19 protein-coding genes are annotated in these 24,036 nt (G+C 66.1%); 7 read left to right on the top strand and 12 right to left on the bottom strand.

Features of this window, described 5'->3' with window-relative positions; translation table 11 throughout:
* Nucleotides 1–48: 48 nt before the first annotated feature.
* The 4 genes from ACQR1I_RS18335 to ACQR1I_RS18320 all read right to left on the bottom strand — a co-directional run bounded on the left by ACQR1I_RS18335 (nucleotide 49) and on the right by ACQR1I_RS18320 (nucleotide 5,078).
* Nucleotides 49–1,107 carry an MBL fold metallo-hydrolase gene (locus ACQR1I_RS18335; RefSeq protein ID WP_434865960.1) on the bottom strand — a complete coding sequence of 353 codons (1,059 nt, stop codon included), beginning with the start codon at nucleotides 1,105–1,107 and terminating at the stop codon, nucleotides 49–51.
* 312 nt (nucleotides 1,108–1,419) lie between these two features.
* On the bottom strand, nucleotides 1,420–3,558 hold the full coding sequence (locus tag ACQR1I_RS18330; protein ID WP_434865959.1) for a methyl-accepting chemotaxis protein: 2,139 nt from the start codon (nucleotides 3,556–3,558) through the stop codon (nucleotides 1,420–1,422).
* A gap of 256 nt (nucleotides 3,559–3,814) precedes the next feature.
* The gene (locus ACQR1I_RS18325; protein WP_434865958.1) at nucleotides 3,815–4,546 is read right to left on the bottom strand and encodes an outer membrane protein; all 732 of its coding nucleotides are present in this window, start codon (nucleotides 4,544–4,546) and stop codon (nucleotides 3,815–3,817) included.
* A gap of 220 nt (nucleotides 4,547–4,766) precedes the next feature.
* Nucleotides 4,767–5,078 (bottom strand): hypothetical protein, encoded by a 312-nt coding sequence (locus ACQR1I_RS18320; RefSeq protein ID WP_434865957.1) that lies wholly within the window; start codon nucleotides 5,076–5,078, stop codon nucleotides 4,767–4,769.
* Nucleotides 5,079–5,380: 302 nt separating this feature from the next.
* On the opposite strand from ACQR1I_RS18320, the gene ACQR1I_RS18315 reads away from it, so the two are divergent.
* Nucleotides 5,381–7,369, top strand: a complete 1,989-nt coding sequence (locus ACQR1I_RS18315) for a methyl-accepting chemotaxis protein (RefSeq protein ID WP_434866614.1) — start codon at nucleotides 5,381–5,383, stop codon at nucleotides 7,367–7,369.
* A gap of 78 nt (nucleotides 7,370–7,447) precedes the next feature.
* On the opposite strand, the gene ACQR1I_RS18310 is transcribed toward ACQR1I_RS18315, so the two are convergent.
* Genes ACQR1I_RS18310 through ACQR1I_RS18300 form a run of 3 tightly spaced genes read right to left on the bottom strand, consistent with a single transcriptional unit; the run spans nucleotide 7,448 to nucleotide 11,245 of the window.
* The gene (locus tag ACQR1I_RS18310; protein ID WP_434865956.1) at nucleotides 7,448–9,706 is read right to left on the bottom strand and encodes a xanthine dehydrogenase family protein molybdopterin-binding subunit; all 2,259 of its coding nucleotides are present in this window, start codon (nucleotides 9,704–9,706) and stop codon (nucleotides 7,448–7,450) included.
* Nucleotides 9,696–10,754, bottom strand: coding sequence for an FAD binding domain-containing protein (locus ACQR1I_RS18305; RefSeq protein ID WP_434865955.1), 1,059 nt, complete (start codon nucleotides 10,752–10,754; stop codon nucleotides 9,696–9,698). Before ACQR1I_RS18305 ends, ACQR1I_RS18310 begins: the two co-directional genes overlap by 11 nt.
* Nucleotides 10,751–11,245: a (2Fe-2S)-binding protein gene (locus ACQR1I_RS18300; RefSeq protein WP_434865954.1), complete on the bottom strand. Its 495-nt coding sequence runs from the start codon at nucleotides 11,243–11,245 to the stop codon at nucleotides 10,751–10,753. The genes ACQR1I_RS18305 and ACQR1I_RS18300 overlap by 4 nt, the downstream gene beginning before the upstream one ends.
* Before the next feature lie 197 nt (nucleotides 11,246–11,442).
* On the opposite strand from ACQR1I_RS18300, the gene ACQR1I_RS18295 reads away from it, so the two are divergent.
* Complete coding sequence (locus ACQR1I_RS18295) at nucleotides 11,443–12,021, top strand: TetR/AcrR family transcriptional regulator (RefSeq protein ID WP_434865953.1); 579 nt, start codon at nucleotides 11,443–11,445, stop codon at nucleotides 12,019–12,021.
* Between the two features lie 283 nt (nucleotides 12,022–12,304).
* Here ACQR1I_RS18295 and ACQR1I_RS18290 read toward each other — a convergent pair whose 3' ends face one another.
* Nucleotides 12,305–12,646, bottom strand: a complete 342-nt coding sequence (locus tag ACQR1I_RS18290; protein ID WP_434865952.1) for a hypothetical protein — start codon at nucleotides 12,644–12,646, stop codon at nucleotides 12,305–12,307.
* 1 nt (nucleotide 12,647) lies between these two features.
* The gene (locus tag ACQR1I_RS18285) at nucleotides 12,648–13,349 is read right to left on the bottom strand and encodes an alpha/beta fold hydrolase (protein ID WP_434865951.1); all 702 of its coding nucleotides are present in this window, start codon (nucleotides 13,347–13,349) and stop codon (nucleotides 12,648–12,650) included.
* A gap of 82 nt (nucleotides 13,350–13,431) precedes the next feature.
* Between ACQR1I_RS18285 and ACQR1I_RS18280 the strand changes: the two genes are divergently transcribed.
* Complete coding sequence (locus ACQR1I_RS18280; RefSeq protein ID WP_434865950.1) at nucleotides 13,432–13,590, top strand: hypothetical protein; 159 nt, start codon at nucleotides 13,432–13,434, stop codon at nucleotides 13,588–13,590.
* A gap of 705 nt (nucleotides 13,591–14,295) precedes the next feature.
* Here the strand turns inward: ACQR1I_RS18280 and ACQR1I_RS18275 are convergent.
* Nucleotides 14,296–15,096 (bottom strand): IclR family transcriptional regulator domain-containing protein, encoded by an 801-nt coding sequence (locus ACQR1I_RS18275; protein WP_434865949.1) that lies wholly within the window; start codon nucleotides 15,094–15,096, stop codon nucleotides 14,296–14,298.
* 210 nt (nucleotides 15,097–15,306) lie between these two features.
* Here ACQR1I_RS18275 and ACQR1I_RS18270 point away from each other — a divergent pair, with 210 nt between their 5' ends.
* Both ACQR1I_RS18270 and ACQR1I_RS18265 read left to right on the top strand, forming a co-directional pair.
* A complete protein-coding gene (locus ACQR1I_RS18270; RefSeq protein ID WP_434865948.1) occupies nucleotides 15,307–16,665 on the top strand; it encodes a Rieske 2Fe-2S domain-containing protein in 1,359 nt (452 codons plus the stop codon).
* A gap of 193 nt (nucleotides 16,666–16,858) precedes the next feature.
* Entirely contained in the window at nucleotides 16,859–18,298 is a 1,440-nt protein-coding gene (locus tag ACQR1I_RS18265; RefSeq protein ID WP_434865947.1) for a glutamine synthetase family protein, read from the top strand.
* Nucleotides 18,299–18,516: 218 nt separating this feature from the next.
* On the opposite strand, the gene ACQR1I_RS18260 is transcribed toward ACQR1I_RS18265, so the two are convergent.
* Nucleotides 18,517–19,221, bottom strand: coding sequence for an SDR family oxidoreductase (locus ACQR1I_RS18260; protein WP_434865946.1), 705 nt, complete (start codon nucleotides 19,219–19,221; stop codon nucleotides 18,517–18,519).
* A 286-nt stretch (nucleotides 19,222–19,507) separates the two neighbouring features.
* Here ACQR1I_RS18260 and ACQR1I_RS18255 point away from each other — a divergent pair, with 286 nt between their 5' ends.
* Both ACQR1I_RS18255 and corA read left to right on the top strand, forming a co-directional pair.
* Nucleotides 19,508–21,112, top strand: coding sequence for a hybrid sensor histidine kinase/response regulator (locus ACQR1I_RS18255; protein ID WP_434865945.1), 1,605 nt, complete (start codon nucleotides 19,508–19,510; stop codon nucleotides 21,110–21,112).
* Nucleotides 21,113–21,174: 62 nt separating this feature from the next.
* Nucleotides 21,175–22,212: a magnesium/cobalt transporter CorA gene (corA, locus tag ACQR1I_RS18250; RefSeq protein WP_434865944.1), complete on the top strand. Its 1,038-nt coding sequence runs from the start codon at nucleotides 21,175–21,177 to the stop codon at nucleotides 22,210–22,212.
* Between the two features lie 141 nt (nucleotides 22,213–22,353).
* Here the strand turns inward: corA and ACQR1I_RS18245 are convergent, their stop codons facing one another.
* The gene (locus ACQR1I_RS18245; protein ID WP_434865943.1) at nucleotides 22,354–23,970 is read right to left on the bottom strand and encodes an ABC transporter substrate-binding protein; all 1,617 of its coding nucleotides are present in this window, start codon (nucleotides 23,968–23,970) and stop codon (nucleotides 22,354–22,356) included.
* Nucleotides 23,971–24,036 lie beyond the last annotated feature (66 nt).

The raw sequence follows: 24,036 nt of genomic DNA, 5'->3' as shown, positions 1-24,036 counted from the left end.
CCAATCTGGACGGATCCGCGGTCGCATCGCGGCGGCGCTGCGGCAGCCTCAGGTGGTGCGATAATGCAGCACGCCATCGACCTCGCGGGCGGTCAGGCGGCCCTCGACCAGCATGTAGTTGACGTGCGCGATCAGCTCGCCGGCGGCGAAGCCCATCTGGTGCGGGTCGAGCACGTGCTTGTGGAACACGACCGGCACGAGTTGCGCCGAGGTTCTGGTCTCGTCGCGGCAGGCGTCCGCGATCATCCGGCAGCGCTCCTCGTGATGGTCGGCGAGCTGCTTGATGCGGGTCTTCAGGCCGTAGAACGGCACGCCATGGCCGGGCAGCACCAGCACATCATAGGGCAGGGTGGTGGTCAGGCTCGCCAGCGAGGCCAGATATTCGCCGAGCGAGTTCTGGTGCGGCTCGACCGCCCAGACGCTGACATTTGGCGAGATCTTGCTCAGCACCTGGTCGGCGGACAGGAACAGCTTGTCGGCGGCGCAATACAGCATCACCTGATCGAGCGCGTGGCCTCCGCCGGTGATCACCTTGAAGCGTCGGCTGCCGATCTCGATCTCGTCGCCATGGGAGATGCGGCGGTAGGAGGCCGGCAGTACCGAGACGCGCTGCAGATATTCCTGGCCGCGGCCGAGCAGCTTGTCGGTGAGCGTTTCGTCCATGCCGTGGCGGCGGAAGAACAGCCGCTGCGCATTGCGGCGCTCCTCGGTGCCGCGGTTCTGGTGATAGACCGATTGCAGATACTCGACCTGCGACATCACCAGCGGGCAGTTGAAGCGCTCGACGATCCAGCCGGCGAGACCGACGTGATCGGGATGCGAATGGGTCACGATCAGCCGGCTGATCCTGACGTGCTGGAGCGGACCTTCGAGCAGCCGCGTCCAGGCGGCGATCGACTCCTCGTTGCCGAAGCCGGAATCCACCGCGACCCAGCCGTCGCCGTCAGCGAGCAGGTAGATGTTCACATGGTTGAGCCGGAACGGCAGCTTCAGCCGCAGCCACAGCACGCCGGGCGCAACCTCCACCACCTGGTCCTCGCCGGGATGCTGCTCCCAGGGATAGCGCAGGGCTTCGGCGGAGGAGATGGCGGTGTCTGTCTTGGTCATGCCCCATCGATTAACGGCCGCCGCGGGCGAAGGCCAGTCGAAAAACACGGCGGACCTGGCATGCCTGCCTGTCATTCCGGGGCGCGGCAGGCAGGGGCCTCATGGTTCGAGAAGGCGCTGCGCGCCTCCTCACCATGAGGGTGCAGCTCCGAAATCGGAGCTGCAAATCGGCCATGAGCAGCGTGCTCATAGAGAGGGTTGAGGGTCTGCGCTTCGATCCCTCGGTCTGCCGGCCACAAATCGACCTGCACCTCCTCACCCTGAGGAGCCCGCCAGAGGCGAGCGTCTCGAAGGGCGAGGCCCGGATCGCCGCTACGCCGCCCTGATGTTGCTCAGGAATGCGTCGACCTCGGCGCGCAAGGTGTCGGCCTCGCGGCGTAGCGCCTCCGAGGCGCTCAGCACCTCGTTGGCTGAGGTGCCGGCCTGAGCCGAGGCGCTGGAGACGCCGGTGATGTTGTCGGAGACCTCGCTGGTGCCCGAGGCCGCCTGCTGAATGTTGCGGGCGATCTCGTGCGTCGCGGTGCCCTGCTGCTCGACGGCGGCGGCGATCGCGGTGGTGACGTTGTCGATCTCGGCGATGGTGCCGCCGATGTTGCGGATGGCCGTCACCGCCGACGAGGCCACCTGCTGCATGCTGGCGATCTGGGTGCGGATCTCGTCGGTGGCCTTGGCGGTCTGGCTGGCGAGGCTCTTCACCTCCTGGGCGACCACTGCGAAGCCGCGGCCGGCGTCGCCGGCGCGCGCCGCCTCGATGGTGGCGTTGAGCGCGAGCAGATTGGTCTGCGAGGCGATTGCCTGGATCAGATCGACGACCACGCTGACACGGCTCGCATTGTCGGCGAGGCCCTGCATCGTGGAGTCGGTGGCGCCGGCCTCTTCGACCGCCTTCTTGGCGATCTGCGCCGAGGTCACGACCTGGCGGCCGATCTCCGCGATCGAGGACGACAGCTCCTCGGTGCCGGCCGAGACGGTCTGCACGTTGACCGACGTTTGCTCGGCAGCGGCGGCGACGGCGTTGACCAGCGAATTGGACTGATCGGCGGTCTGCGACATGCTCTGCGCCGTCGTCTGCATCGCCGAGGCGGAGCTCTGCAGATTGCCGAGGGCACTTTGCACCGTCGCTTCGAACTCGGCGATCCGAGCCTCCATGCGACTGGCGCGCTGCGCCTTGGCGGCATTCTCGCGGTCCTGCTCGGCGGCGAGCGTGCGGGCCTGGATCATGTTGTCGCGGAACACCTGCAGGGTATCGACCATGGCGCCGATCTCGTCGCGCTGTTTCGAGGTGGCGATCTCGCTGTCGAGGTCGCCGCTCGACAGTGTCTGCATCGCCTGCTGCAGCCGCTTGATGCGGCGCAGGATGTTGCCGCCGACATAGAGCCAGACGAACAGCACCGAGCCGAGCAGCGTGGCCGCGCCGGCGCCGATCATTCCAAGCGTTCCGAGCTCGATCTCGCGGCCGGCCGTGTTGGTGGCGCCTTCGGTCGACTTGCGCACGCCCTCGACCAGTTGCTGGACGCTGATGTCGAGGCCGACATTGAGCTTGCGCGTCTCCTCAAGCACGGTCTGGCCGTAATCGTTGGCGTCGAGCTCCTTCTCACGGGTCTTGAACACCCGGCCCTTGCCCTCGCCGAGCGCGGCGAGCTTCATCGCGGCATCCTGGATCGCCTTGGTGCCGCGGCCGGCCGGCAGCAGTTCGAGGTTGGATTTCAACTGAGCCAGCGCGTCCTTGAACTGCCGCTCGATCGTGTCGAGCGTGTCGCCGTCATTGGCTGACAGCGCGGCCGCCATCTGCGCCACGATCAGATTGCCGGAGGCCGTGACGTTGCCGAGCTGCTCGACGAACCGCGCCGCCGCGGTGGCATCATCGGCCGACACCTCGGCCGCACCGAGCACGGCGTTGAGCTGGGTCTGCGCGTCCAGCATCGGCTCGTTCGCCGCCTTGGTGAATTCTTCCTGCGCCTTGCGCAGCGCGCCATACTGCTGGTTGTGCGTCGCTGCGACGGCCAGCCGCTCGCGGGCTGCCGACACCAGGCTCTGATTGGCCTCGTTGATGTTCTTGATCGTCTCGCCGAGCGGCGCCACGATGCTCTTCTCGGCGCCGAGCGCGATGATCTCGGTGAGCCGCTCCTGCGTGACCTTCTGGATCTCCTGCATCTTCTTCAGGCGATCGTTGAGAGCATCCTCGTTCTGCGATCCCAACAGCGCCGGGCCGAGGCTTGCGAGGCTCGAACTCTGCGCCAGCAGCTGCAGGCTGGCGGTGAGGCGGGGAATGTCGCGGCCCGACAGCTCGACCATGGTCCCGCCGATCTGACGCAGCATCAGCCCGGCGGCGACGCTGATCGCGATCGCCATGCCGGCAATCACCGCGAAGGCCGCGAACAGGCTGCCGCGAACACCCCATCTGGGTCGCAGGACTCCGATTGCTCTGCCGATGCCGAACCGAATTGCCATCCTTGTTCCCCCGAACGCACGCGACTTTACGCTGAAGCTTTGCGGGCAGTATGGCGGGAGCCAGTTAACAAATACGGGAAAATACCTAGGCGAGGCTGATTTTTCTCACTAATCAGCTTTTCGCCGCGCGGAGTTTAACGCTCTGGTCATGATTCGTGGGTCCGCGCCGTGATTGCGCAATCATGGTGGCGCAAACAACGAAGGCCGGCATCGCTGCCGGCCCTCGTGTCGTTTGTTGTTGTCAGACGCCTGTTGATCAGTAGCGAGCGGCGACCGGCGCGCCCCAGTTGAAGCGGTAGTTGACGCCGGCCTTGAAGGTGTGGTCGTCGGTGGTGAAGCTGCCGGTCGGGACCAGCGCGGCGGGCGCCGCGAAGGTGGCGCTGCCGAAATTGTAGTACTGATATTCGGCCTTGGCCGACCAGCTCGGTGCGAACATGTATTCGACGCCGCCGCCGACGGTCCAGCCGTTGCGGTGGTCGCCCGAAGTGGCGAAGGCGACCGGGACGCCGCCGAGCGTCACCTTCTCGTTGTTGTCCGAATAGGCGTAGCCGCCCTTTACGTAGAGCAGGCCCGGGCCCCAGGTGTAGCCGAAGCGGCCGGTGATCGAGCCGAGGCCGCGCTGGCTGTTGGTATAGACGAAGCCGCCGGGGAACGCCGCGCCGACGCTGCCGCCGACCCAGCTGTACTGGCCTTCGGCGCCGATCACCCAGGTCGGGGCGAACTGCCAGTCGGCGCCGACCTGGACGCCGCCGAGGAAGCGGCCGTTCGAGTTGTTGCCGGTCGCAAGGCCGGAGAAATTGTTGTCGCTGGAGAACGCGCCGCCGAGATGAGCGCCGAGATAGAAGCCGGTCCAGTTGTAGATCGGGGCGACGTAGGCCGGCGCCTTGGCGGCGTAGGGATAGGTCCGGGCGCCGAGATCGGCGGCAACAGCGGACTGGGCCGAGGCGAGCGCGGCAAGGGCAACGGTTGCGAACAGGATCTTCTTCATGGCGTGTCTCCAACACTCAACTAACAAGGCTCGCGCATCGCGCGCCGTCGATGGATCGGAGATAGATCGCTTTCGCGTAAAATGCTGTCACCGGCGCAGCACACCGGTCTCGAACCCAACCGGACCATGACCAAACGTCTTCTCATAGTTAGCAAGGTCCTAACGAGATCAGAGTCCGGCGTGAACGAAGTCCGCAGCTGTGCCGTCGCGGCACAACTGGTTAAGGGGCGTTAAGAGCTTGGTGCAGGGTGGCGACGGCCTCGCGCAGCTGCTCGCGATGAATCACGTCATCCTTCGGCAGCGACGTGATGCTTGCGGCCATCTCGTTCAGAATCGCGGCCAGCAGTCCGTAGTTCAGATGCATGTGAATCGATTTGCGGATTTCCTCGGGCCCCGGCCTCTCCAGGGTCAAGGCCAGTCCGGTGGTTTCGAGACGGGCTTCGAAGCGGGACGAGTGCTCGAACGTGCCGGCATAGAACTTGTCGGGATATTCCAGCGCGATCTCGGCCTTGTCGGGAATCGGTTTCGACATGATGGCTCCTTGGAGGGCAAGGCCGCATTCTTGCCGGTCCGCGAGCCGACCGCCTTGCGCCAGGTCAGAGGTCGTACCTGGTCAAAAGTCGCGCGAGTTCTGTCAGCCATCGGCGCGCGTGAGACGCCAGCTCCGCAATTTTACGGAGGGGGAAATTCACACTCCCTGAATACTGTTTGTTCACCATGGTGGCGTTCGAATTCAACAAGGGCATTCCGGCCGCGCTCTCGCCGATGACGCGCGAGTTGGCCTCGAAGGCGCTTCCCGATCACGGGTCTCCAACCGGGAATGATCTGTTCGCCATGAAGATGCGTCTCTCGATTTCCGCGATCATCGCGGTGTTTGGCCTCGTGCTCGCACTCGGCTTCGGCGCCGTCGTCATGACCAGCGCCTATGCGCTGCGCGAGCTGAAGGTCGGTGGGCCGCTCTACAGCAAGATCAAGCTGGGCAACGATCTGGTGGCCGACATCCTGCCGCCGCCGGAATATGTGCTGGAAGCCTATCTCGAAGCGACGCTGGCGCTGCGCAATCCCAAGAACGCGGATGAGCACGTCAAGAAGCTGGCGCAGCTCAAGAAGGACTATGAGGATCGCAAGACGTTCTGGGCCGGCTCGGCGCTCGAGCCCGATCTGAAGACGCTGCTGGTCGACCGATCCGATGCCGAGGTCCGCAAGTTCTGGCAGGCCGCCGAAGGCGAGCTCGTCCCGGCGCTGCGCGCCGGCGACATGACGAAGGCCGATGCGGCCTATGCCCGGCTTAGCGGCGCATACGCCGCACATCGCGCCTTCATCGACGTGCTGGTCGAAAAGGCCAACAAGCTGAATTCGGACATCGAGGCCCAGGCCGCGGACCAGGATCGCAGCATCTCGGTCGTGGTCTGGACCGTCGCCGGCATCGTCCTGGCGCTGGTGGTCGGCGGCATGACGGGACTGGTGATGGGCGTCGTCCGTCCGCTGTCGCGCATGACCGGCCTGATGCGGCGGATCGCGACCGGAGAGCTGTCGGCCGACATTCCCTATTCGCAGCGTGGCGACGAGATCGGAGCGATGGCGCGCGCGCTCAGCATTTTCAAGAAAAACGCGCTGGAGAACGGCGAGTTGCGCGACAAGCAGGAGCGTGATCGCGCCGAGGCGGAGCAGGTGAAGAAGAAGGCCATGCTCGAGATGGCCGACGTGATCGAGCGCGAGACCGGTACGTCGGTCGAGGCGGCAGCGGGGGCGTCGCGCCAGGTCGAGGCGGTCGCCAGTGGTCTTTCGGACCTCGCCCATGAACTGTCGTCGGACGCGCAGTCCGTCGCGGCGGCCTCCGAGCAGTCGCTCGCCAATGCGCAGACCGTGTCGGCGGCGTCGGAGCAGCTCAGCTCGGCGATCCGTGAAATCTCGAGCCAGGTGGCGCGCGCCAGCACCATCACCAAGTCGGCCGTGACCGGACGCGAGAAGGCGAAGTCGACGATGATGTCGCTGACCAAGGCGGTCGACAAGATCGCCGAGGTCTCGAACCTGATCGGTGGCATCGCCGAGCAGACCAATCTGCTGGCGCTCAACGCCACCATCGAGGCGGCGCGTGCCGGCGATGCCGGGCGCGGCTTCGCAGTGGTTGCGGCGGAGGTCAAGTCGCTGTCCGATCAGACCGCCAAGTCGACGGAGGAGATCTCGCGCCTGATCGGCGAGGTGCAGACCACCACGCAGGCGACCATCGACGTGGTCGAAGGCATCGGCAGCCAGATTGCCGAGATCGACGAGGTGGCGGCCTCGATCGCCGCCGCAATGGAGGAGCAGCACGCGGCGACCCAGGAGATCAGCCGGTCGGTTCACTCCTCGGCCGATGCCGCGCGCGATGTCTCGGCGAAGATCGGCAATGTCGGCAAGGATGCCGGGATGGTCAACGATCGCGCCGCCGAGGTACGCAGCGCGATCGGCAATGTGGCCTCCAGCCTGACGGCGCTGAAGGCCACGCTGGTGAAGGTGGTCAGGACCACCACGACGGAGGCGGATCGTCGCCAGTCGCCGCGGCTCAGATCGAGCCTCCCTATCAAGGTCGTCGACAATCGCAAGGGCCCCGTGAAAGCCGACCTGGTGGATATCTCCGAAGGCGGCGCCTGGTTCCGCTTCCAGCCCGAGGGGAGCATCGGCGATCGCGGCGTGATGGAATTCAGCGGCTTCGACGGCAGTGTGGCCTATGAGGTCCGTGGCCGCGACAAGGACGCGCTGCATGTCGAGTTCGAGCCGGGCCAGAACCGCGAGGCGTTCCTGTCGTGGTTCAGGCGGACCTTCGCGCGGCAGGCGGCGTGACGTTGCGATGACGAGCGGAAGGCGCGCTCCGGGGTGAGCGCGCCTTCTGTCATTTGGAGAGACGACGCGGGGTTCAGCTCACCGCTTCACCAGATCAGCGATTCGCAACGGGAAGCGCCTGACGCGAATGCCCGTCGCATGCGCCACCGCATTGGCGACGGCGCCCGCCGAGCCGGTGATGCCGATCTCGCCGACGCCCTTGATGCCGAGCGGGTTCACGAACGGATCGTGCTCCGCGACCGTGAACGCCTCGATCGCTGGGATGTCGGCATTCACCGGCACATGATACTCGCCGAGATTGGCGTTCATGATCCGTCCGGTGCGGCGGTCGGTGACCGCCTCCTCGTGCAGCGCCAGCGAGATGCCCCAGATCATGCCGCCGATCAGCTGGCTGTTCACCAGCTTCGGATTGATGATCCGCCCCGCCGCGAAGGCCCCCACCATGCGCGTCACACGGACCTGGCCGAGATCGGGATCAACCTTCACCTCTGCGAAGACGGCGCCGTGCGAATGCATCGCGTATTGCTCGTTGGCGGCCGGATCCGGCACGCCGCTGCCCGCGCCTTCGACCTCGTCGAGGCCCGCGCGCGCGAGGATGTCGGCATAGCTCTCGCCGCGGCCCTCGTCGTCACGCCGCAGCAGCCGCCCCTGGCGCGCGATCACGCCCGCATTGCCGGCACCGAACAGCGGCGAGCGCTGATCCGACGTGGCGAGCTCGGCGAGCTTGGCGATGACGGCGGCGCCGGCATTGTGGATCGCGGTGCCGACGGTTGCGGTATGCGCCGAGCCGCCGGCGATGCCGGCATCGGGCAGATCGGAGGTGCCGGCCTTGAACGTGACCTGATCGCGCTCCAGCGCCAGCGAGTCGGCTGCGATCTGCGCGAACGCCGTCCACGCACCCTGGCCCATGTCGTGGGCGCCACTCTCCACCACGCCGCTGCCGTCGCGCCGGATCACCGCGCGCGCTTGCCCTGCGAACATCAGCGCATGGAACGTCGCGGTGCCCATGCCCCAGCCGACCAGGAAGCCGTCCTTGTCGCGCATCATCCGCGGCTTCAGCGGACGATCCCCCCAGCCGAAACGCTCCGCGCCTTGCGTGTAGCACTCGCGCAGCGCCTTCGACGAGAACGGCTTGCCGGTCGAGGGCTCGACCTCGGCATAGTTCTTCACCCGGAACGCCAGCGGATCGAGGCCGCAGGCTTCGGCCATCTCGTCGACCGCGCTCTCAAGCGCGATCGATCCCGGCGCGATGCCCGGCGCGCGCACGAACAGCGGCGTGCCGGTGTCCATGCGGACTGCGTCGTAGGTCGTGGCGATCGCCGGCGCGGCATACAGCGTGTGCGTGAGATGCGCCGCGGACTCGTAGAAGTCCTCGAAGCTCGAGGTCGCGACCCGGGCGTGATGATGGATGCCTGCGAGCTGGCCCGCAGCGTTCGCCCCGAGACGCAGCGTCTGCCGGGTCGGCGAGCGGTGGCCGAACGGGCCATAGAGCTGCTCGCGGCGAACGACGAGCTTGACCGGGCGGCCGGTCATCTTCGCGGCGAGGATGCCAAGGATCTGCGGGCCCGCGATGAAGCCCTTGCCGCCAAAACCGCCGCCGAGAAACGGGCTGCGGATCAGGATGTTCTCCGGCGCGATGCCGAACAGCTCCGCAAGGCGGCCGCGCATCATCACGAGGCCCTGAGTCGGCGTGTCCACGACGAGCTTGTCGCCCTGCCATTCCGCGACGATCGCATGGGGCTCCATCGCGTTGTGATAATGCGGCGGCGTCTCATAGGTCGCCGTGACCTGCTTGTCGCTGCCGGCGAGCGCGGCTTCGACATCGCCGTGGTAGCTCTCGGCGGGAAAGCCCATGCCGACGACCGGCGGCACATAGGCCTCGGCATCCAGGCCGATGCGCGCTGGCTCGGTCTGATAGCGCGGGGCCAGCAGCGCGGCCCCTTCGGTCGCAGCTTCGAGGCTTTCGGCCACCACGACCGCGATCACCTGGTTGGCATAGCGCACGCGGTCGTTCTGCAGCGCTTCGAATCGGAACGCGAACGGGTTCGGCTTGCCGTCGGGATCGGCGTGCAGCGGCGGCCGGTTAGCCGGGGTCATCACCTCGACCACGCCGGGATGCGCCTTGGCAGCATCGACGTCGAGCGCGGTCACGCGGCCGCGTGCGATGCTGGAGACGGCAAGCACTGCATAGAGCAGTCCCGGCGGATTGTTGTCGGCGGCGTAGGTCGCGCGCCCAGTGACCTTGGCGAGACCATCCACGCGCGACAGCGGCTGGCCGATGTTGGAGCCGTGGCGGATGTGGGCGGGATCGCGGGTCGGGTTGAGCTCAGGCGTCATGGAGCACTCCTGGAACGGAGGAGAAGGGAGAGGCCGGCAGCGCCGGCATGCGCGATGGCGTGCCCTGGGCAGCAGCGGCCAGCGCGCGCACGATCAGCTGGCGTGCGAGCGAGATCTTGTAGGCGTTGTCGCCGGAGGCGTTCGCCGCGCCGAGCGCAGCGTCCGCAGCCTGCTCGAACACGCGTGCATCGGCCCTCTCGCCGGCGAGCAGCGCTTCAGCCTCGCGGGCGCGCCACGGCTTGGCGGCGACGCCGCCGAGCGCGAGACGCGCTTGCCTGATGCCGCCGTTCTCGATCACGAGGCCGGCCGCAGCGGAGACGACGGCGAACGCATAGGAGTTGCGCTCGCGCACCTTCAGATAGCGCGCATGCCTGGCGAAGGCGCGCGCGGCGGCGGGCAGGCGGATCGCCACGATCAGCTCGCCGGGCGCGAGCACGGTCTCACGCTCCGGCGAGGTGCCGGGCAGGAGGTGCAGCGCGTCCAGCGCGACTTCGCGCCGGCCTGACCGTCCCTCGATCTCGACGACGGCATCGAAGGCCGCGAGCGGCACGCAGAAGTCGGACGGGTTGGTCGCGATGCACGCCTCGCTCCAGCCGAGCACGGCATGCTGGTGGTTGTCGCCGCCGCGCGCATCGCAGCCCGCGCCGGGGCTGCGCTTGTTGCAGGCCGACGCCGTATCGTAGAAATAGGCGCAACGCGTCCGCTGCAGCAGATTGCCGCCGACGGTCGCCGCATTGCGCAACTGCGCCGAGGCGCCCGACAGCAGCGCCTCCGCCACCGCCGGATAGTCGCGCGCGAAACTGGCGTCATGCGCGAGATCCGCATTGCGCACCAGCGCGCCGATCCTGAGATCGCCGTTGCCTGACGTCTCGATCCGCGTCAGGTCCTTGATCTCTGTGATGTCGACCAGCCGCGCCGGCCTGACGACATTGCCCTTCATCAGGTCGAGCAGATTGGTGCCGGAGGCGAGATAGGCCGCGCCGGGCGCGCTGGCCGCCGCGATCGCGTCTGCGATCGTGGTCGGCTTGACGTAATCGAACCGGTTCATGCCGCGCGCTCCTTGTCATTGGCGAGCGTCGCCTGGGCGTCGAGCACCGCCTCGACGATCCCGACATAGGCGCTGCAGCGGCACAGATTGCCGCTCATGCCCTCGCGCACGCGCTCGGGATCATCGCCGGCGTGGCCTTCATGGATCAGGCCGACCGCGCTCATGATCTGGCCCGGCGTGCAGAAGCCGCATTGCAGGGCGTCGTGGGCGATGAACGCCTCCTGCACGGGATGCAGCTGATCACCCTGCGCGAGGCCTTCGATCGTGGTGATGGTGGCGCCGTCGAGACTGACTGCGAGCGTCAGGCAGGAATTGATGCGGCGGCCGTCGACCAGCACGGTGCAGGCGCCGCACTGGCCGCGGTCGCAGCCCTTCTTGGTACCGGTGAGGTGGAGGCGCTCACGCAGCAGGTCGAGCAGGGTGACCCTGGGGTCGTCGAGCGCAAGGGTTCGCGGCTCACCGTTGACGGTGAGTCTGACAGTCCAATTCATGCGTTGTTCCGATCGAAGCGATGGCCTAATCGGATCGCAGCGAACGCCGCCTTACGGGCGGTCGTCCGTCCAGATCCAGCGACCGCGGGACGACGAGCTGAGCAAGGTTGGCTGTCCCGGGTGGCAGGTCTAGTTATACGGAGGCATCCTCCGTTTAGCAAGGGGACATGAACGGTCCGTCATCAAGAGCTGGTGAGATGGAGACGAAACCACAAGAGCGCCATCGCAAGCCGCGCGCCGATGCGCAGCGCAACCGCGAGCGGGTGCTGGAGGCGGCCAAGGCGGTGTTCAGCGTCGGCGGCGCGGAGGCCAGCCTCGAAGCGGTGGCGCGCCAGGCTGGCGTCGGCATCGGCACGCTCTATCGCCACTTCCCCACCCGCGACGACCTGTTCGAGGCGGTGTATCGCAGAGAGGTCGAGCAGCTCGCCGAGTTGGCCGAAGAGCTGAAGGGCGAGCCGTCGCCGGTCGAGGCGCTCCGGCGCTGGCTGCGCTCGACGGTGCAGTTCGTCGCCACCAAGAAGGGCATGATCGCGGCGCTCGCGATCGTGATGAACGCGAACTCCGAGCTCATCGCCTATTCGCAAGGCCATCTCACCCGCTCGATCGGCGCGCTGCTCGTCCGCGCCGTCGATGCCGGCGAGATCCGCAGCGACATCAGCGCAGACGACGTCCTCCGCGCCCTGATCGGCATGTGCTACATGCACGACCAGACCGGCTGGCAACAAAGCGTGCTGCGGCTGCTGGATGTGTTCGTGGACGGGATGAAGGTGAGGTAGCCCAGCGGGAGTGAGGATGCCGCTGCGCGTTAGCTTGCCTTAGCTACCAGTTTCGATGGTACTCTCGTTAGGGCGATGCTGCGTCGTGCGGGCCGCACTCTCTCTCCATCGTCATTCCGGGGCGCGCGAAGCGCGAGCCCGGAATCCATAACCACGAGACCCGATGTTGTTCGCGGTGCCTGCACACGGCGTTCTTGCCCGGTAACGGCGGCCTGTGAGTATGGATTCCGGGCTCATTCGCTGCGCGAATGCCCCGGAATGACGGAGGTGGGGTGCGATGATGTTAGCAAACCGGCGTTCCGCACGCGGCACAGAATTTCGCGCGCGGTGTTCTCAACGGCTTTCCGCACGACATGCAGGGCGGACCGAAATCACTTCGCCGATGGTGCCAGATCGCAAGCGCATTGGTCTCGTCGAAGTCGGTCAGTTCGCGGTAGCGCTGCAGCGCGCCCGCTTTGCTGTCGACCGCAGTAACGGCCTGCCCGAGACTACATTCATTCGCCCGCCGATACTCCTTGATGTCGTCGATCCGCCTTCTGAGGAGCGGCTCGATCTCCGCCCACTCCTTCTCGTCGAGCATCGGCAATTCGATCCGACAACGCCAGCAATAAGCTGTGATCGCCATCTCACCCCCTCAGCCACTCCATCAGCGCCTGCGCCGTTTCCTCCGGCTGCTCGGGTTGCGGCAGGTGGCCGCAATTGTCGAGCACGACCAGCCAGCTGCCGCTGATGCCGTCGGCCATCTCCTTCGACAAGGTGTTGGGAATGGTGTTGTCGGTGTCGCCGGTCAGCACCAGCGTCGGACAGCGGATCGCGGTCAACGTCGGCCGCGAGTCCGGGCGGCCCATGATCGCAGTGAGCTGCCGGATGAAGCCGATGACGCCGACCTCCTCGGCCATGTCGTGCACCATCTGGCGCAGCCGCGGATCGTCCTGGCGCGAGGGATGCACGAAGCCCGCGAACAGCTCATCGACCACGGTGTGATAGTCGCCATCCTTCGCGCGCGTGATCATGGTGCGGCGGCGCGCGCTCGCCTCCGGCGTATCCGGCCGCGCCTGGGTGTTGATCAGCGCCAGCCTGGAGACGCGCTCCGGCGCCTGGCGCATGATCTCGAAGGCGATGTAGCCGCCCATCGAATGGCCCGCGAGCGCGAAGCGCGGCGGCGCCTCGGCCAGGATGCGGTGGGCAATCCCGGCCATGCTGTCATCGCGGATGTGGTTCGCCACCATGACAGGCCCGAGCCGCCACAGCGCCGGGATCACTGGCGCATATATGCGGGGCGACGAGATCAGCTCGGGCACCAGCACGAGCGGCAGCGCATCAGTCATGGCTCTTCCCCTGGAACGGCGTTAAGGTTTTCGAAGCGGGTGTTGCTTGCCTACGATGCTATTTATGCGCGAGATGCTGCCGATGTCCAACGAAGTCCTGCGTTTCGAGCTGCGTCGGCAGAGTGACGATCTCGTCTACAGCTTTGCCCGCATGGTGCGCGCCGACGGCAGCACCGGCTTCAAGCGCGCCGACGGCGATTATTGGATCGTGTGGAAGACGGACTGGGGCTGGGTGGCCTGAGACGAGGCGTCGCAATCCTGCATGGGCCGTCCCTGGACTGTGCTGCCGCAGGACCGGGACGGCGCGTCTAAGGATTGGGCACGGCGCTCGATCGCGCATGGCGGCGGTGCCGGCTGCGGCGCTCGCGGCAATCTGGTGGCGACGCCTACCTTTGCGTCGCGCGCGGCGCATCTGATTACTACCAGGGAAGACGCACCGCGGGTGCAAGTAGCGCGATAGTACCAGCCGGTTACAAGTAATCGTGGCAGTGGGAACCCGGCGCCACGACAATATCACGTCCGTGGCAGCCGGTATTAACGGGCAGCGAGCAGCCATCGAAGCTAATTAGTTGTGGCTGTCGAAAGGCATCGCCAGGATTCGACCACATGTCGATCTGCAACTAATAGATAGCCCGATGGGATTCGAACTACTTAAGCGCTCATGGCGCGGGCGGTACGATATTGGATGACTGAGGTCATCTGAAGATCCGTCGATGACAGGGCATGCCGGCGCCGTCGCGCGCTGTCGGTTGCCGGATCCGCGCCGGTGTATGACGCGATCGCGTCCGCCGGGGCGTGCCCGAAGGATGCTGGACGATGGCGTGCCCGTGCTGTCAGGATGATCTGTCGGGCTCGTGCCGTTCGTGCGCCGGCGCTCCCGATCTCGGTGCGCAAGGCTGCGGCTCGTCCCGTGCGGCTTCGTGCGAAGCCGGCACCTTCGGTGTGACTACACCAGCAACGGCTGGGCGGCTGCGGCGAGCTTGTTCAGGAGCGGCAGGAAGCGCTCCTTCATCTCGTCGGTCGTGATGCGGTCGACGTGCCCGCCGATATTGGCCGCGGCGACAATGCCGCCGTCGTAACGGCGGATCGGCACCGAGATCGAGCGGAAGCCCTCCTCGGCTTCGCCATCGACCAGCGAGTAGCCGTCACTGCGAACGGCAGATATCGCTGCGATCAGCGCCTCCTTGTCGGTGACCGTCTGCGGCGTCACCGCCGTGAGCGTCATGCGCTCGATCGCCTCGCGCAACTGGTCGTCGGGCATCCGGCTGAGCAGCGCGCGACCTACCGAGGTACAGTAGGCCGGTAGCCGGTAGCCGATGTCGAGCCCCGTGGAGAACATCCGCGTCGCGGATGCGCGCGCGATGAAGACGACCTGGTCACCGTCGAGAACGGCAAGCGAGCAGACCTCGCGCGCCTCCGTCGCCGTCGCGTCCATCATCGGCTGCATCACGGTGTTGATCTGGTTCGATGCGAGGTAGCTCGATGCCAACAACAGCACGCGCGGCGTCAACGAGAACAGCCGGTCGTCGCCATGCACCAGGCCGGAGGCCTTGAGCGTCAGCAGGATGCGCCGCACGGTGGCGCGGGCGAGACCTGTGAGCTCGGCGGCCTTGCTCAACGTCATCGGCCGACCCTCGCGGCTGAAGGCTTGGATCACCCGCAAGCCGCGATCGAGCGCTTCCACAAACTCCGGACCATCGCCCCGAGCTTGCTTCTTCTCCTCCTCAGTCCGCTTTAGTTTCGGCATCGGCCTGACACGATCCATTGTTGTTGTTCTCGGCCGCAGTGAAGCTGCTGTCCCTTCGCCTCTCGGCTTCGGTTGTAGCTTTTTCACTTGCGCTTCCCCCTAGTTAAAGCGAATCTAATCTTGGCGAACATGTGTTCGTGTAACGAACATTATTAGATGATCGCGTGACGACAACGCCCGACTTGCGACGGAACAGGAGAGACGGCCATCATGATGAGCAAGGAGCAGAACGACCTGATTACGCGCATCGGACTCAACGCGCCTGCCGGTAAACTAATGAGGATGTACTGGCAACCGGCCGCCTTGGTGGACGAGCTCGCGGGTGAGCGCCCGGTGCGCGCGGTCAAGCTGCTCGGCCAGGACTTCGTGCTCTTCAAGGACGAGCAGGGCCGCTATGGGCTGCTCGACCGCGACTGTCCGCATCGCGGCGCCGACCTCGCCTTCGGCCGTCTTGAGAACGGCGGCCTGCGCTGCGCGTTCCATGGCTGGCTGTTCGACGTCGACGGCGCCTGCCTGGAAACGCCGGCGGAACCGGCCGGCTCGCCGCTCTGCCAGAACGTCAAGCAGCGCTCTTATCCGGTGGTCGAGAAGGGCGGCATCCTCTGGGCCTGGCTCGGCGACGGCGCGGCCCCGGCGTTTCCGGATCTCGACTGCTTCACCGCGCCCGACACCTACACCTTCGCCTTCAAGGGCCTGATCGAGTGCAACTGGCTGCAGGCCCTGGAGGTCGGCATCGATCCGGCGCATGCCTCGTTCCTGCATCGCTTCTTCGAGGATGAGGACACCTCAACCGCCTATGGCAAGCAGTTCCGCGGCGCCTCCGCCGACAGCGAGCTGCCGATGACCAAGGTGCTGCGCGAATATGATCGCCCGATCATCAATGTCGAGCGCACCGAATACGGCCTGCGCATCATCGCCCTGCGCGAGATCGATGCCGATCGAACCCACGTCCGCGTCACCAATCAGCTGTTCCCGCATGCCTTCGTGATTCCGATGAGCACGGAGATGACGATCACGCAGTGGCACGTGCCGGTCGATGACGAGACCTGCTACTGGTATGCGATCTTCACCAGCTATGGCGCGCCGGTCGACCGCGCGAAGATGCGGGCGCAGCGGCTCGAGCTCTATGAGTTGCCCGAGTATCGCTCGCGCAAGAACAAGGGCAACGACTACGGCTTCGACCCGCGGGAGCAGGCGACGGAGACCTACACCGGCATGGGCAGCGACATCAACGTGCACGACCAGTGGGCGGTGGAGTCGATGGGCCGCATCCAGGACCGCACCCGCGAGCATTTGGGACAATCGGACAAGGCCATCATCCAATATCGCCGCCTGCTGCGCGAGCAGATAGAGACCGTCGCGCGCGGCGAGACGCCGATGCTGCATCTCGACGCATCAGCAGCGCGCAGCGTGCAGGGGCCGGCGACCATGGACGGCATCGGCCCGACGCGCGGTTGGGAGACCTATTGGATGGACGTCGACGTCCGCCGCCGCCGCAACGCCCCCTGGGCCGCCCCGGTCCCAGCAGATATCGTCCGCCTCGCGCCGCATCTGAGCGCCGCGGAGTAATCGCGTTGCTGCGAACTGCCGTAGGGTGGGCAAAGCTGGCGGAACGGCGCAATGCGCCGTCCGACGGCGTGCCCACCATTCACATGCACGGTCGCGGCGGCGGGCACGTCGCGTTCGCAGTGTCCACCCGAGCCAGGGCAGAGGCACCGACGCGAACGCTCCTTTGCCCACCCTACGATTCCAGGAGCCATCGTTGAGTTTCGTTGCCAAGCATCAGCTGTGGACCGCCGAGCAGGCTGACGCCGCAACGCGCATGCGCCGTCTTGCCGAGGAGCACGGCCTCACCACCATCCGCTTCTCCTTCCCCGATCAGCACGGCATTCTCCGCGGCAAGGCGCTGACCGTCGATGCCGCGCTGTCCTCGCTCGAGGATGGCTGCTCGATCACGACGACACTGCTCGCCAAGGACACCTCGCATCGCACGGTGTTCCCGGTGTTCACCGCCGGCGGCGGTTTTGGCATGACGGAGATGCAGGGCGGCAGCGATGCGCTCATGATCGCTGATCCCACGACGTTCCGCGTGCTGCCCTGGGCGCCCGGCACCGGCTGGGTGCTGTGCGATCTGTATTTTTCCAATGGCGCGCCCGTGCCGTTCGCGACACGCAATCTGTTGCGGTCGACGCTCGCGACGCTCGATTCGCGCGGCTATCAGTTCATGGCCGGCCTCGAGGTCGAGTGCCATATCTTCAAGGTCGAGGATCCCAGGCTCGCGCCCGGTGATGCCGGCGCGCCCGGACAGCCCGGCGTGCCGCCGACGGTCAGCCTGCTGACGCAGGGCTATCAGTATCTCACCGAGCAGCGCTTCGATCAGATGGCGCCGGCGCTCGAAATCATCAGGGCCAATCTCGTCGCGCTCGGCCTGCCGCTGCGCTCGATCGAGCTCGAATATGGTCCGAGCCAATGCGAGTTCGTGCTGCAGCCGGGCATTGGCCTCGCACCGGCGGATACGATGGTGCTGTTCCGCAGCGCCGTGAAGCAGATCTGCCAGCGCCATGGCTATCACGCCACCTTCATGTGCCGGCCGCGCATTCCCAACGTGATGTCGTCGGGCTGGCACCTGCACCAGTCGCTGGTGGCGCGCGACGGCCGCAACGCGTTCATGACGGACGAGACGGACGGCCTTTCCGCGCTCGGCCGTCACTACATGGCGGGCCTGCTCGCGCATGCGCGGGCGTCCGCGCTGTTCTCGACGCCGACGATCAACGGCTACCGGCGCTACCGCGCCTATTCGCTGGCGCCGGACCGCGCCATCTGGGGCCGTGACAACCGCGGCGTCATGATCCGCGTGCTCGGCGGCCCCGGCGACCGCGCCACGCGATTGGAAAACCGCATCGGCGAGCCCGCCGCCAATCCCTATCTCTATATGGCCTCGCAGATCGTAGCCGGTCTCGACGGCATCGACCGCAAGCTCGATCCGGGACCCTCCGCGGACGTGCCCTACGAGACCAAAGCGAGCCTGCTGCCGACATCGCTGCGCGAGGCGGTCGACGCGCTGAAGGACGACGCGTTCTTCCGCAATGCCTTCGGCGCCACCTTCATCGACTACTACACGTTCATCAAGAACGCCGAGATCGAACGCTTCGATGCCGAGGTGTCCGACTGGGAGCAGCGCGAATATTTCGAGATGTTTTGAGGACTAAGCGTCGGTGGCAGAGCAACGGCCGCGGGAGGTCAACCTCCAATATTTCAGCCGTCATGGCCGGGCTTGTCCCGGCCATCCACGTCGTTCGGCATGTCCGGATAAACGTGGATGCCCGGGACAGGCCCGGGCATGACGGAGTAACTAATCGGCAACTTGATTGTAGCGATCGCTGCTTCTGCAGGTGTTGCCTCTGTGTGGTTAGCTGCCCCTCACACACTCCGCGTCAGGCCGCCGTCGACGCGGATGTTCTGGCCGGTGATGTAGGCGGCGCCGTCGGAGGCCAGGAAGGCGATGGTGGCGGCGATCTCCTCGGCCTTGCCGTAGCGGCCCATCGGTACGGTCTTGCGGCGCTCCTCGGTGGCGGGAAGGCTGTCGATCCAGCCCGGCAGCACGTTGTTCATCCGGACGTTGTCGGCCGCATAGGTGTCCGTGAAGATCTTGGTGAACGACGCCAGCCCGGCGCGGAACACCGCGGAGGTCGGAAACATCGCAGACGGCTCGAACGTCCAGGCGGTCGAGATGTTGATGATCGCGCCGCTCTTCTGCGCCTGCATGATCGGCGCCACCAGGCGCGCAGGGCGGATGACGTTCAGGAGATAAGTATCGAGCCCCGCGTGCCACTGCTCGTCGGTCAATTCCAGGATCGGCGCGCGCGGCCCGTGGCCGGCGCTATTGACGAGCACGTCGATTCGGCCCCAGCGGCTCATCGCGCCGTCGACGAGCCGCTTCAGATCATCGTTGGACTTGTTCGAGCCGGTGACGCCTAAGCCGCCGAGTTCTGCCGCCAGCGCCTCGCCCTTGCCGGACGAGGACAGGACCGCGACGTGAAAGCCGTCACGCGCGAGGCGGCGTGCCGCAGCCGCGCCCATGCCGCTGCCTCCGGCGGTGACCAGCGCGACCTTTTGTCCAGCCATGACGATGACTCCTGCCCATCTCAGAAAAGCGGATCGATGATGTAGCGGTTTGCGCGGGCAGCGTCGAGCGGACGGCAGCTGACCTCCACCGCTATCGCGAGGGTGATAGCCGAAACGGTTCCACGGCTCCGGCTTCGCATGTTCGTGATCGTCGTTTGCTCTTCTCGTCGCGCAACCCTGCCTCCCGGAACCCGATCCATTCCAGCGGCATATCGAATGTGCGCTGATCGGAACGCGCGGAGCCGTGCGACGATGATGTCGCTTTTGGAAAGGCGGAGCAGGGAAGATGTCAGACCACAAGCCGCAGCGCGATCGTGCGGTCGTCGACAGCGGCGATGCATCCGACCTCTCGACCGACCATCACGACATCTTCTTCGCTGCCGTGGAGACGACGCGGATGCCGATGATCGTCACCGATCCGCGCCAGAACGACAATCCGATCCTGTTCGCCAATCGCGCGTTTCTCGAGATGACCGGCTATGGCCTCGGCGAGATCGTCGGCTCCAATTGTCGCTTTCTGCAGGGGCCGGACACCGACCGCGACACCATCGACGCCGTGCGCACGGCGATCGCCAATCGCCAGGACATTGCGGTCGAGATCCTGAACTACCGCAAGAACGGTGCGGCGTTCTGGAACGCGCTGTTCATCAGCCCGGTCTACAACCGCGATGGCGATCTCGTCTACTTCTTCGCCTCGCAGCTCGACGTGTCGCGCCGGCGCGACGCCGAGAGCGCGCTGGTGCAGTCGCAGAAGATGGAGGCGATCGGCCAGCTCACCGGCGGCATCGCGCACGACTTCAACAACATCCTGCAGGTGATCATCGGGTACACCGAGACCCTGCAGGGCGCCGTCAGCGAGCTCGCCCCGCGGCATCGCCGCGCCGTCGACAACATCCGCTCCGCCGCCAACCGTGCCGCGACCCTGACGCAGCAGCTGTTGTCGTTCGCCCGCAAGCAGCGGCTCGACAGCCGGCCGATCAACCTCAACAACATGATCGAGACGCTGGTGCAGATGGCGCGGCATACGCTCGGCGAGAACGTCCGCATCGTCGTCAAGGCACAGCCCGGGCTGTGGAACAGCCGTGTCGATCAGACCCAGGCCGAGGTCGCGCTGCTCAATCTGTTCGTCAATGCGCGCGATGCCATGCCGCGCGGCGGCACGCTGACCATCCGCACCGAGAACAAGGAGATCTCCGAGGAGGACGTCGTGCAGTTCGGCGTTCCCAAGGGCGGGCGCTACGTGGCGCTGAAGGTCTCCGATGACGGGATCGGGATCCCGCCCGACATTCTCGCGCGCGTCGCTGAGCCGTTCTTCACCACGAAGGAGGAGGGGAAGGGCACCGGGTTGGGGCTTGCGATGGTCTATGGCTTCACCCGGCAGTCCGGCGGCAGCACCTACATCTACAGCGAGGTCGGGCTCGGCACCACCGTGCAGCTTTTGTTTCCCGCGACCGAACAGGCGATCGCAACTCCCTCGGTGCGACCGCAGATGGCGATGGACCGCAGCGGCAGCGAGCGCATCCTGATCGTGGAGGATCGCGCTGAAGTGGCCGAGCTCGCGCGCTCGATCCTGGAGGATTTCGGCTATCGCACCGAGGTGGCCGAAAACGCGCACGCCGCGCTGGAGCGCTTGGACCTGTCCGTCCGCTTCGATCTGCTGTTCACCGACCTGGTGATGCCGGGCGGCATGAACGGCACCGTGCTGGCGCGCGAGGCGCGCAAGCGCCAGCCGAAATTGAAGGTGCTGCTGACGACCGGCTATTCCGATGCAGCGGTCGAGCGCGCCGACGCCAACATCGGCGAGTTCGAGATCATCAACAAGCCGTACCGGCGCACCGACCTGGCCCGGCGCGTCCGGCAATTGCTCGACGGCCCCACGGGCGTGACCTGATGCAACGCTTGACCCGGCGACTCCTCGCGTCGAAAGTCGGTCTGGAGAGCGGAGAACGAGCCATGCGTCACGTCACGACCCAGCCAACAGCCGATCTGCCGGCTGTTCGGGCGCGCGGCGAGCCGCGCGAACCCGGCGTGGTCGCGGCCGGCGTCTATGCCAACGGCCGCCGCGTCGCCGACATCGCGATCGAAGAGGCGGGCGACTGGAGCAAGCGGCCGGACCACGTGGTCTGGATCGGGCTGCACGAGCCGGATGCGGAGCTGCTGCAGCGCGTCGCCGATCAGTTCGGCCTGCACGAGCTCGCGATCGAGGACGCGTCCAAGGCGCATCAGCAGCCCAAGGTCGAGCGCTATGGTGACGCCCTGTTCGTCGTCGCGCGCACGGCGCAACTGGTCGAGGAGCACATCGTCTTCGGCGAGACGCACATCTTCGTCGGCCCGGGCTTCGTCGTCTCGGTGCGGCATGGCGCATCGACGTCCTACGGCGCGGTGCGCGAGCGCTGCGAGAGTTGCCCCGGCTCGCTCGCCAAGGGTGAGGACTACATCCTCTATGCGATCCTCGATTTCATCGTCGACAACTACCGCCCGGTGACCGAGAGCATCATGGCCGAGGTCGAGACGCTGGAGGAGGTGGTGCTGCAGCGTCCGCTGGCGCGCCACGAGGTCGACCGTCTCTATCGCCTGCGCCGTGACCTGCTCAGGCTGCGCCGCGCCGTCGGGCCGGTGGTCGACGTCTGCAAGCGGCTCGAGCACGTCGACAACGTCGCGATCGATGCCGAGATGGCTCCGTTGTTCCGCGACGTGCTCGACCATGCCAAGCGCGCCGAGGAAGATGCGGATTCGCTGCGCGAGATCCTCGCCTTCGTGTTCGAGGCCAGCATGATGGCCGGCCAGGCGCAGCAGACCGACATCGCCCGCCGGCTGACGTCATGGGCTGCGATCCTCGCGGTGCCCACCGCGGTTGCCGGCATCTACGGCATGAACTTCGAGCACATGCCGGAGCTGAAATGGCAATACGGCTACTACGCCGTGCTCGGCTTCATCGCCACGGTGTGCAGCGTGCTGTACTGGCAGTTCCGAAGACGCGGGTGGTTGTGAGGGAAAAGCAATCCTGGTGTCGGTGTCATTCCGGGGCGGCGCGCGCAAGCGCGTCGAGCCCGGAATCCATTCTGCGGCGCACTGTGTGGTGAGATGGATTCCGGGCTCGTGCTGCGCACGCCCCGGAATGACGGCGAGAGGCTACCCCTTCGCGAACTGCCGGTAGTCCGGCTCTCTGTGAAACCAGAACTCGTAGCCGCTCACGGCCTTCTGCATGGCGACGTCGTGAATCGGCTGGTTGAGTGGCACCACCGGCACCTCGCGCATACACAGGCCGATGAAGTCCTTCACCGTGGCTTCATACTCCGTCGCATCGGTGGTGAAGCGCGCCTTGTCGATCAGCGCGTCCATGTCCTTGCTCTGGTAGGACGAGATGTTGAAGATCGAATTGCGGCCGTGGAAATTCCAATAGAAGTAGTATTCGGGATAATCGAGCCAGCCCGAGAACCGGTTCAGCGCCATCGGCAGCTCCTTCTTGTTGAGCGTCGTGCGCCAGTTGGCTCCCGGGATCTTCTCGATCGACGCCTTGATGCCGATCTTCGCGAGGTTCTCCTGGATCAGGATCGCGGTGGGCTCGCCGACCGTCGCGGTGCCGGCGTCGAGCGACAAGGTCGTCTCAAGGCCTTCCAAGCCGGCCTCCTTCATCAGCGCCTTGGCCTTGTCGAGATCGGTGACATAGGGGAACGGCTGCGGCCACACCGGCTTGGTCACATCTGCGGCGCCACCATACATCGGCACGGCGCGGCCGAAGAAGGCGCTCGACTGGATCTGCTCATAGGGCATCGCCCAGGCGATCGCCTGGCGCAGCTTCACATTGTCGAATGGCGGCTTCGCCGTGTTGAGCGCGACGTACCAGAGCGCGTTGGGAATCGGAACGCCGGTGACCTTGACCTTGCCTTCCTTGATCAGCTGATCGAAGTCGCGCGGCGCGAAGCCTGAGGAGAGATCCGCATCGCCGCGCTCGAGCATGGCGCGCCGCGTGCCCGCGGATGGAATGTCGCGCGCGATCACGCGCTTGATCTTCGGCAGCGGACCACATTTCCAATTATCGAACCGGCTCAGCACGGTCTCGGTGCCCGGCTTCCAGCTCTCGACCTTGTAGGCGCCACCGCCGGCCTCGTTGCTCTTCAGCCAGGCCAGCGCCCACGGATCTTCCGCGGTCGCATTCTTCTTGGCGAGCTCCGAATTGATCACGAAGGGCACGACCACGGCGACGTTGAACAGCAGCATCTTGTCCTTGCGGATGTAGTCGATGCGGAAGGTGTGGTCGTCGACCACCACGAACTGCTCCGGCTTCTCCAGCGATCCCGCCGACATCTGGAAGGTCGGGAAGCCGCCGACCGACACCGCGCGGTCGAACGACCATTTGACGTCCTTCGCCGTGACCGGCGTGCCGTCGTGGAAGGTCGCATCCTTGCGCAGCTTGAAGGTGCAGGACATTCCGTCGGCGCCGATCTCCCAGCTTTCGGCGAGCTCCGGCGCCAGCACGGCGCGGTCGTAGGACGTGGTGGCGTCGGGCAGCGTCTTTGCCGCGTAGCTGAGCAGCCGGTCGTAGCAGTTCCAGGCAAGGCCGTTCACCGTCTGGTTCGAGCCGGTGCCCTGCATGTCCAGCGAGTTCGGCCCGAGCTCCTGCACCACCAGCAGCGTCTCGGCGCGGCCTTGCGCCAGCGCCATGCGTGGCGCCAGCGTCAATCCGGCCGCACCAAGGCCGCCGAACAGGATGCTGCGGCGTGTGAAATCGAAATGCGAGCTGCTCATTGGGACCCCCTGCGATGCACGAAATTGCTTTGCGAGAGGCAAGGCCTATGCCAGCGGCGACCGCGC

The sequence above is a fragment of the Bradyrhizobium sp. HKCCYLS2038 genome, from assembly GCF_051167655.1.
Classification (GTDB): Bacteria; Pseudomonadota; Alphaproteobacteria; order Rhizobiales; family Xanthobacteraceae; genus Bradyrhizobium.
The sequence above is the reverse complement of the archived record's forward strand: the minus strand, read 5'-3'. Positions and strand labels throughout refer to the sequence as shown.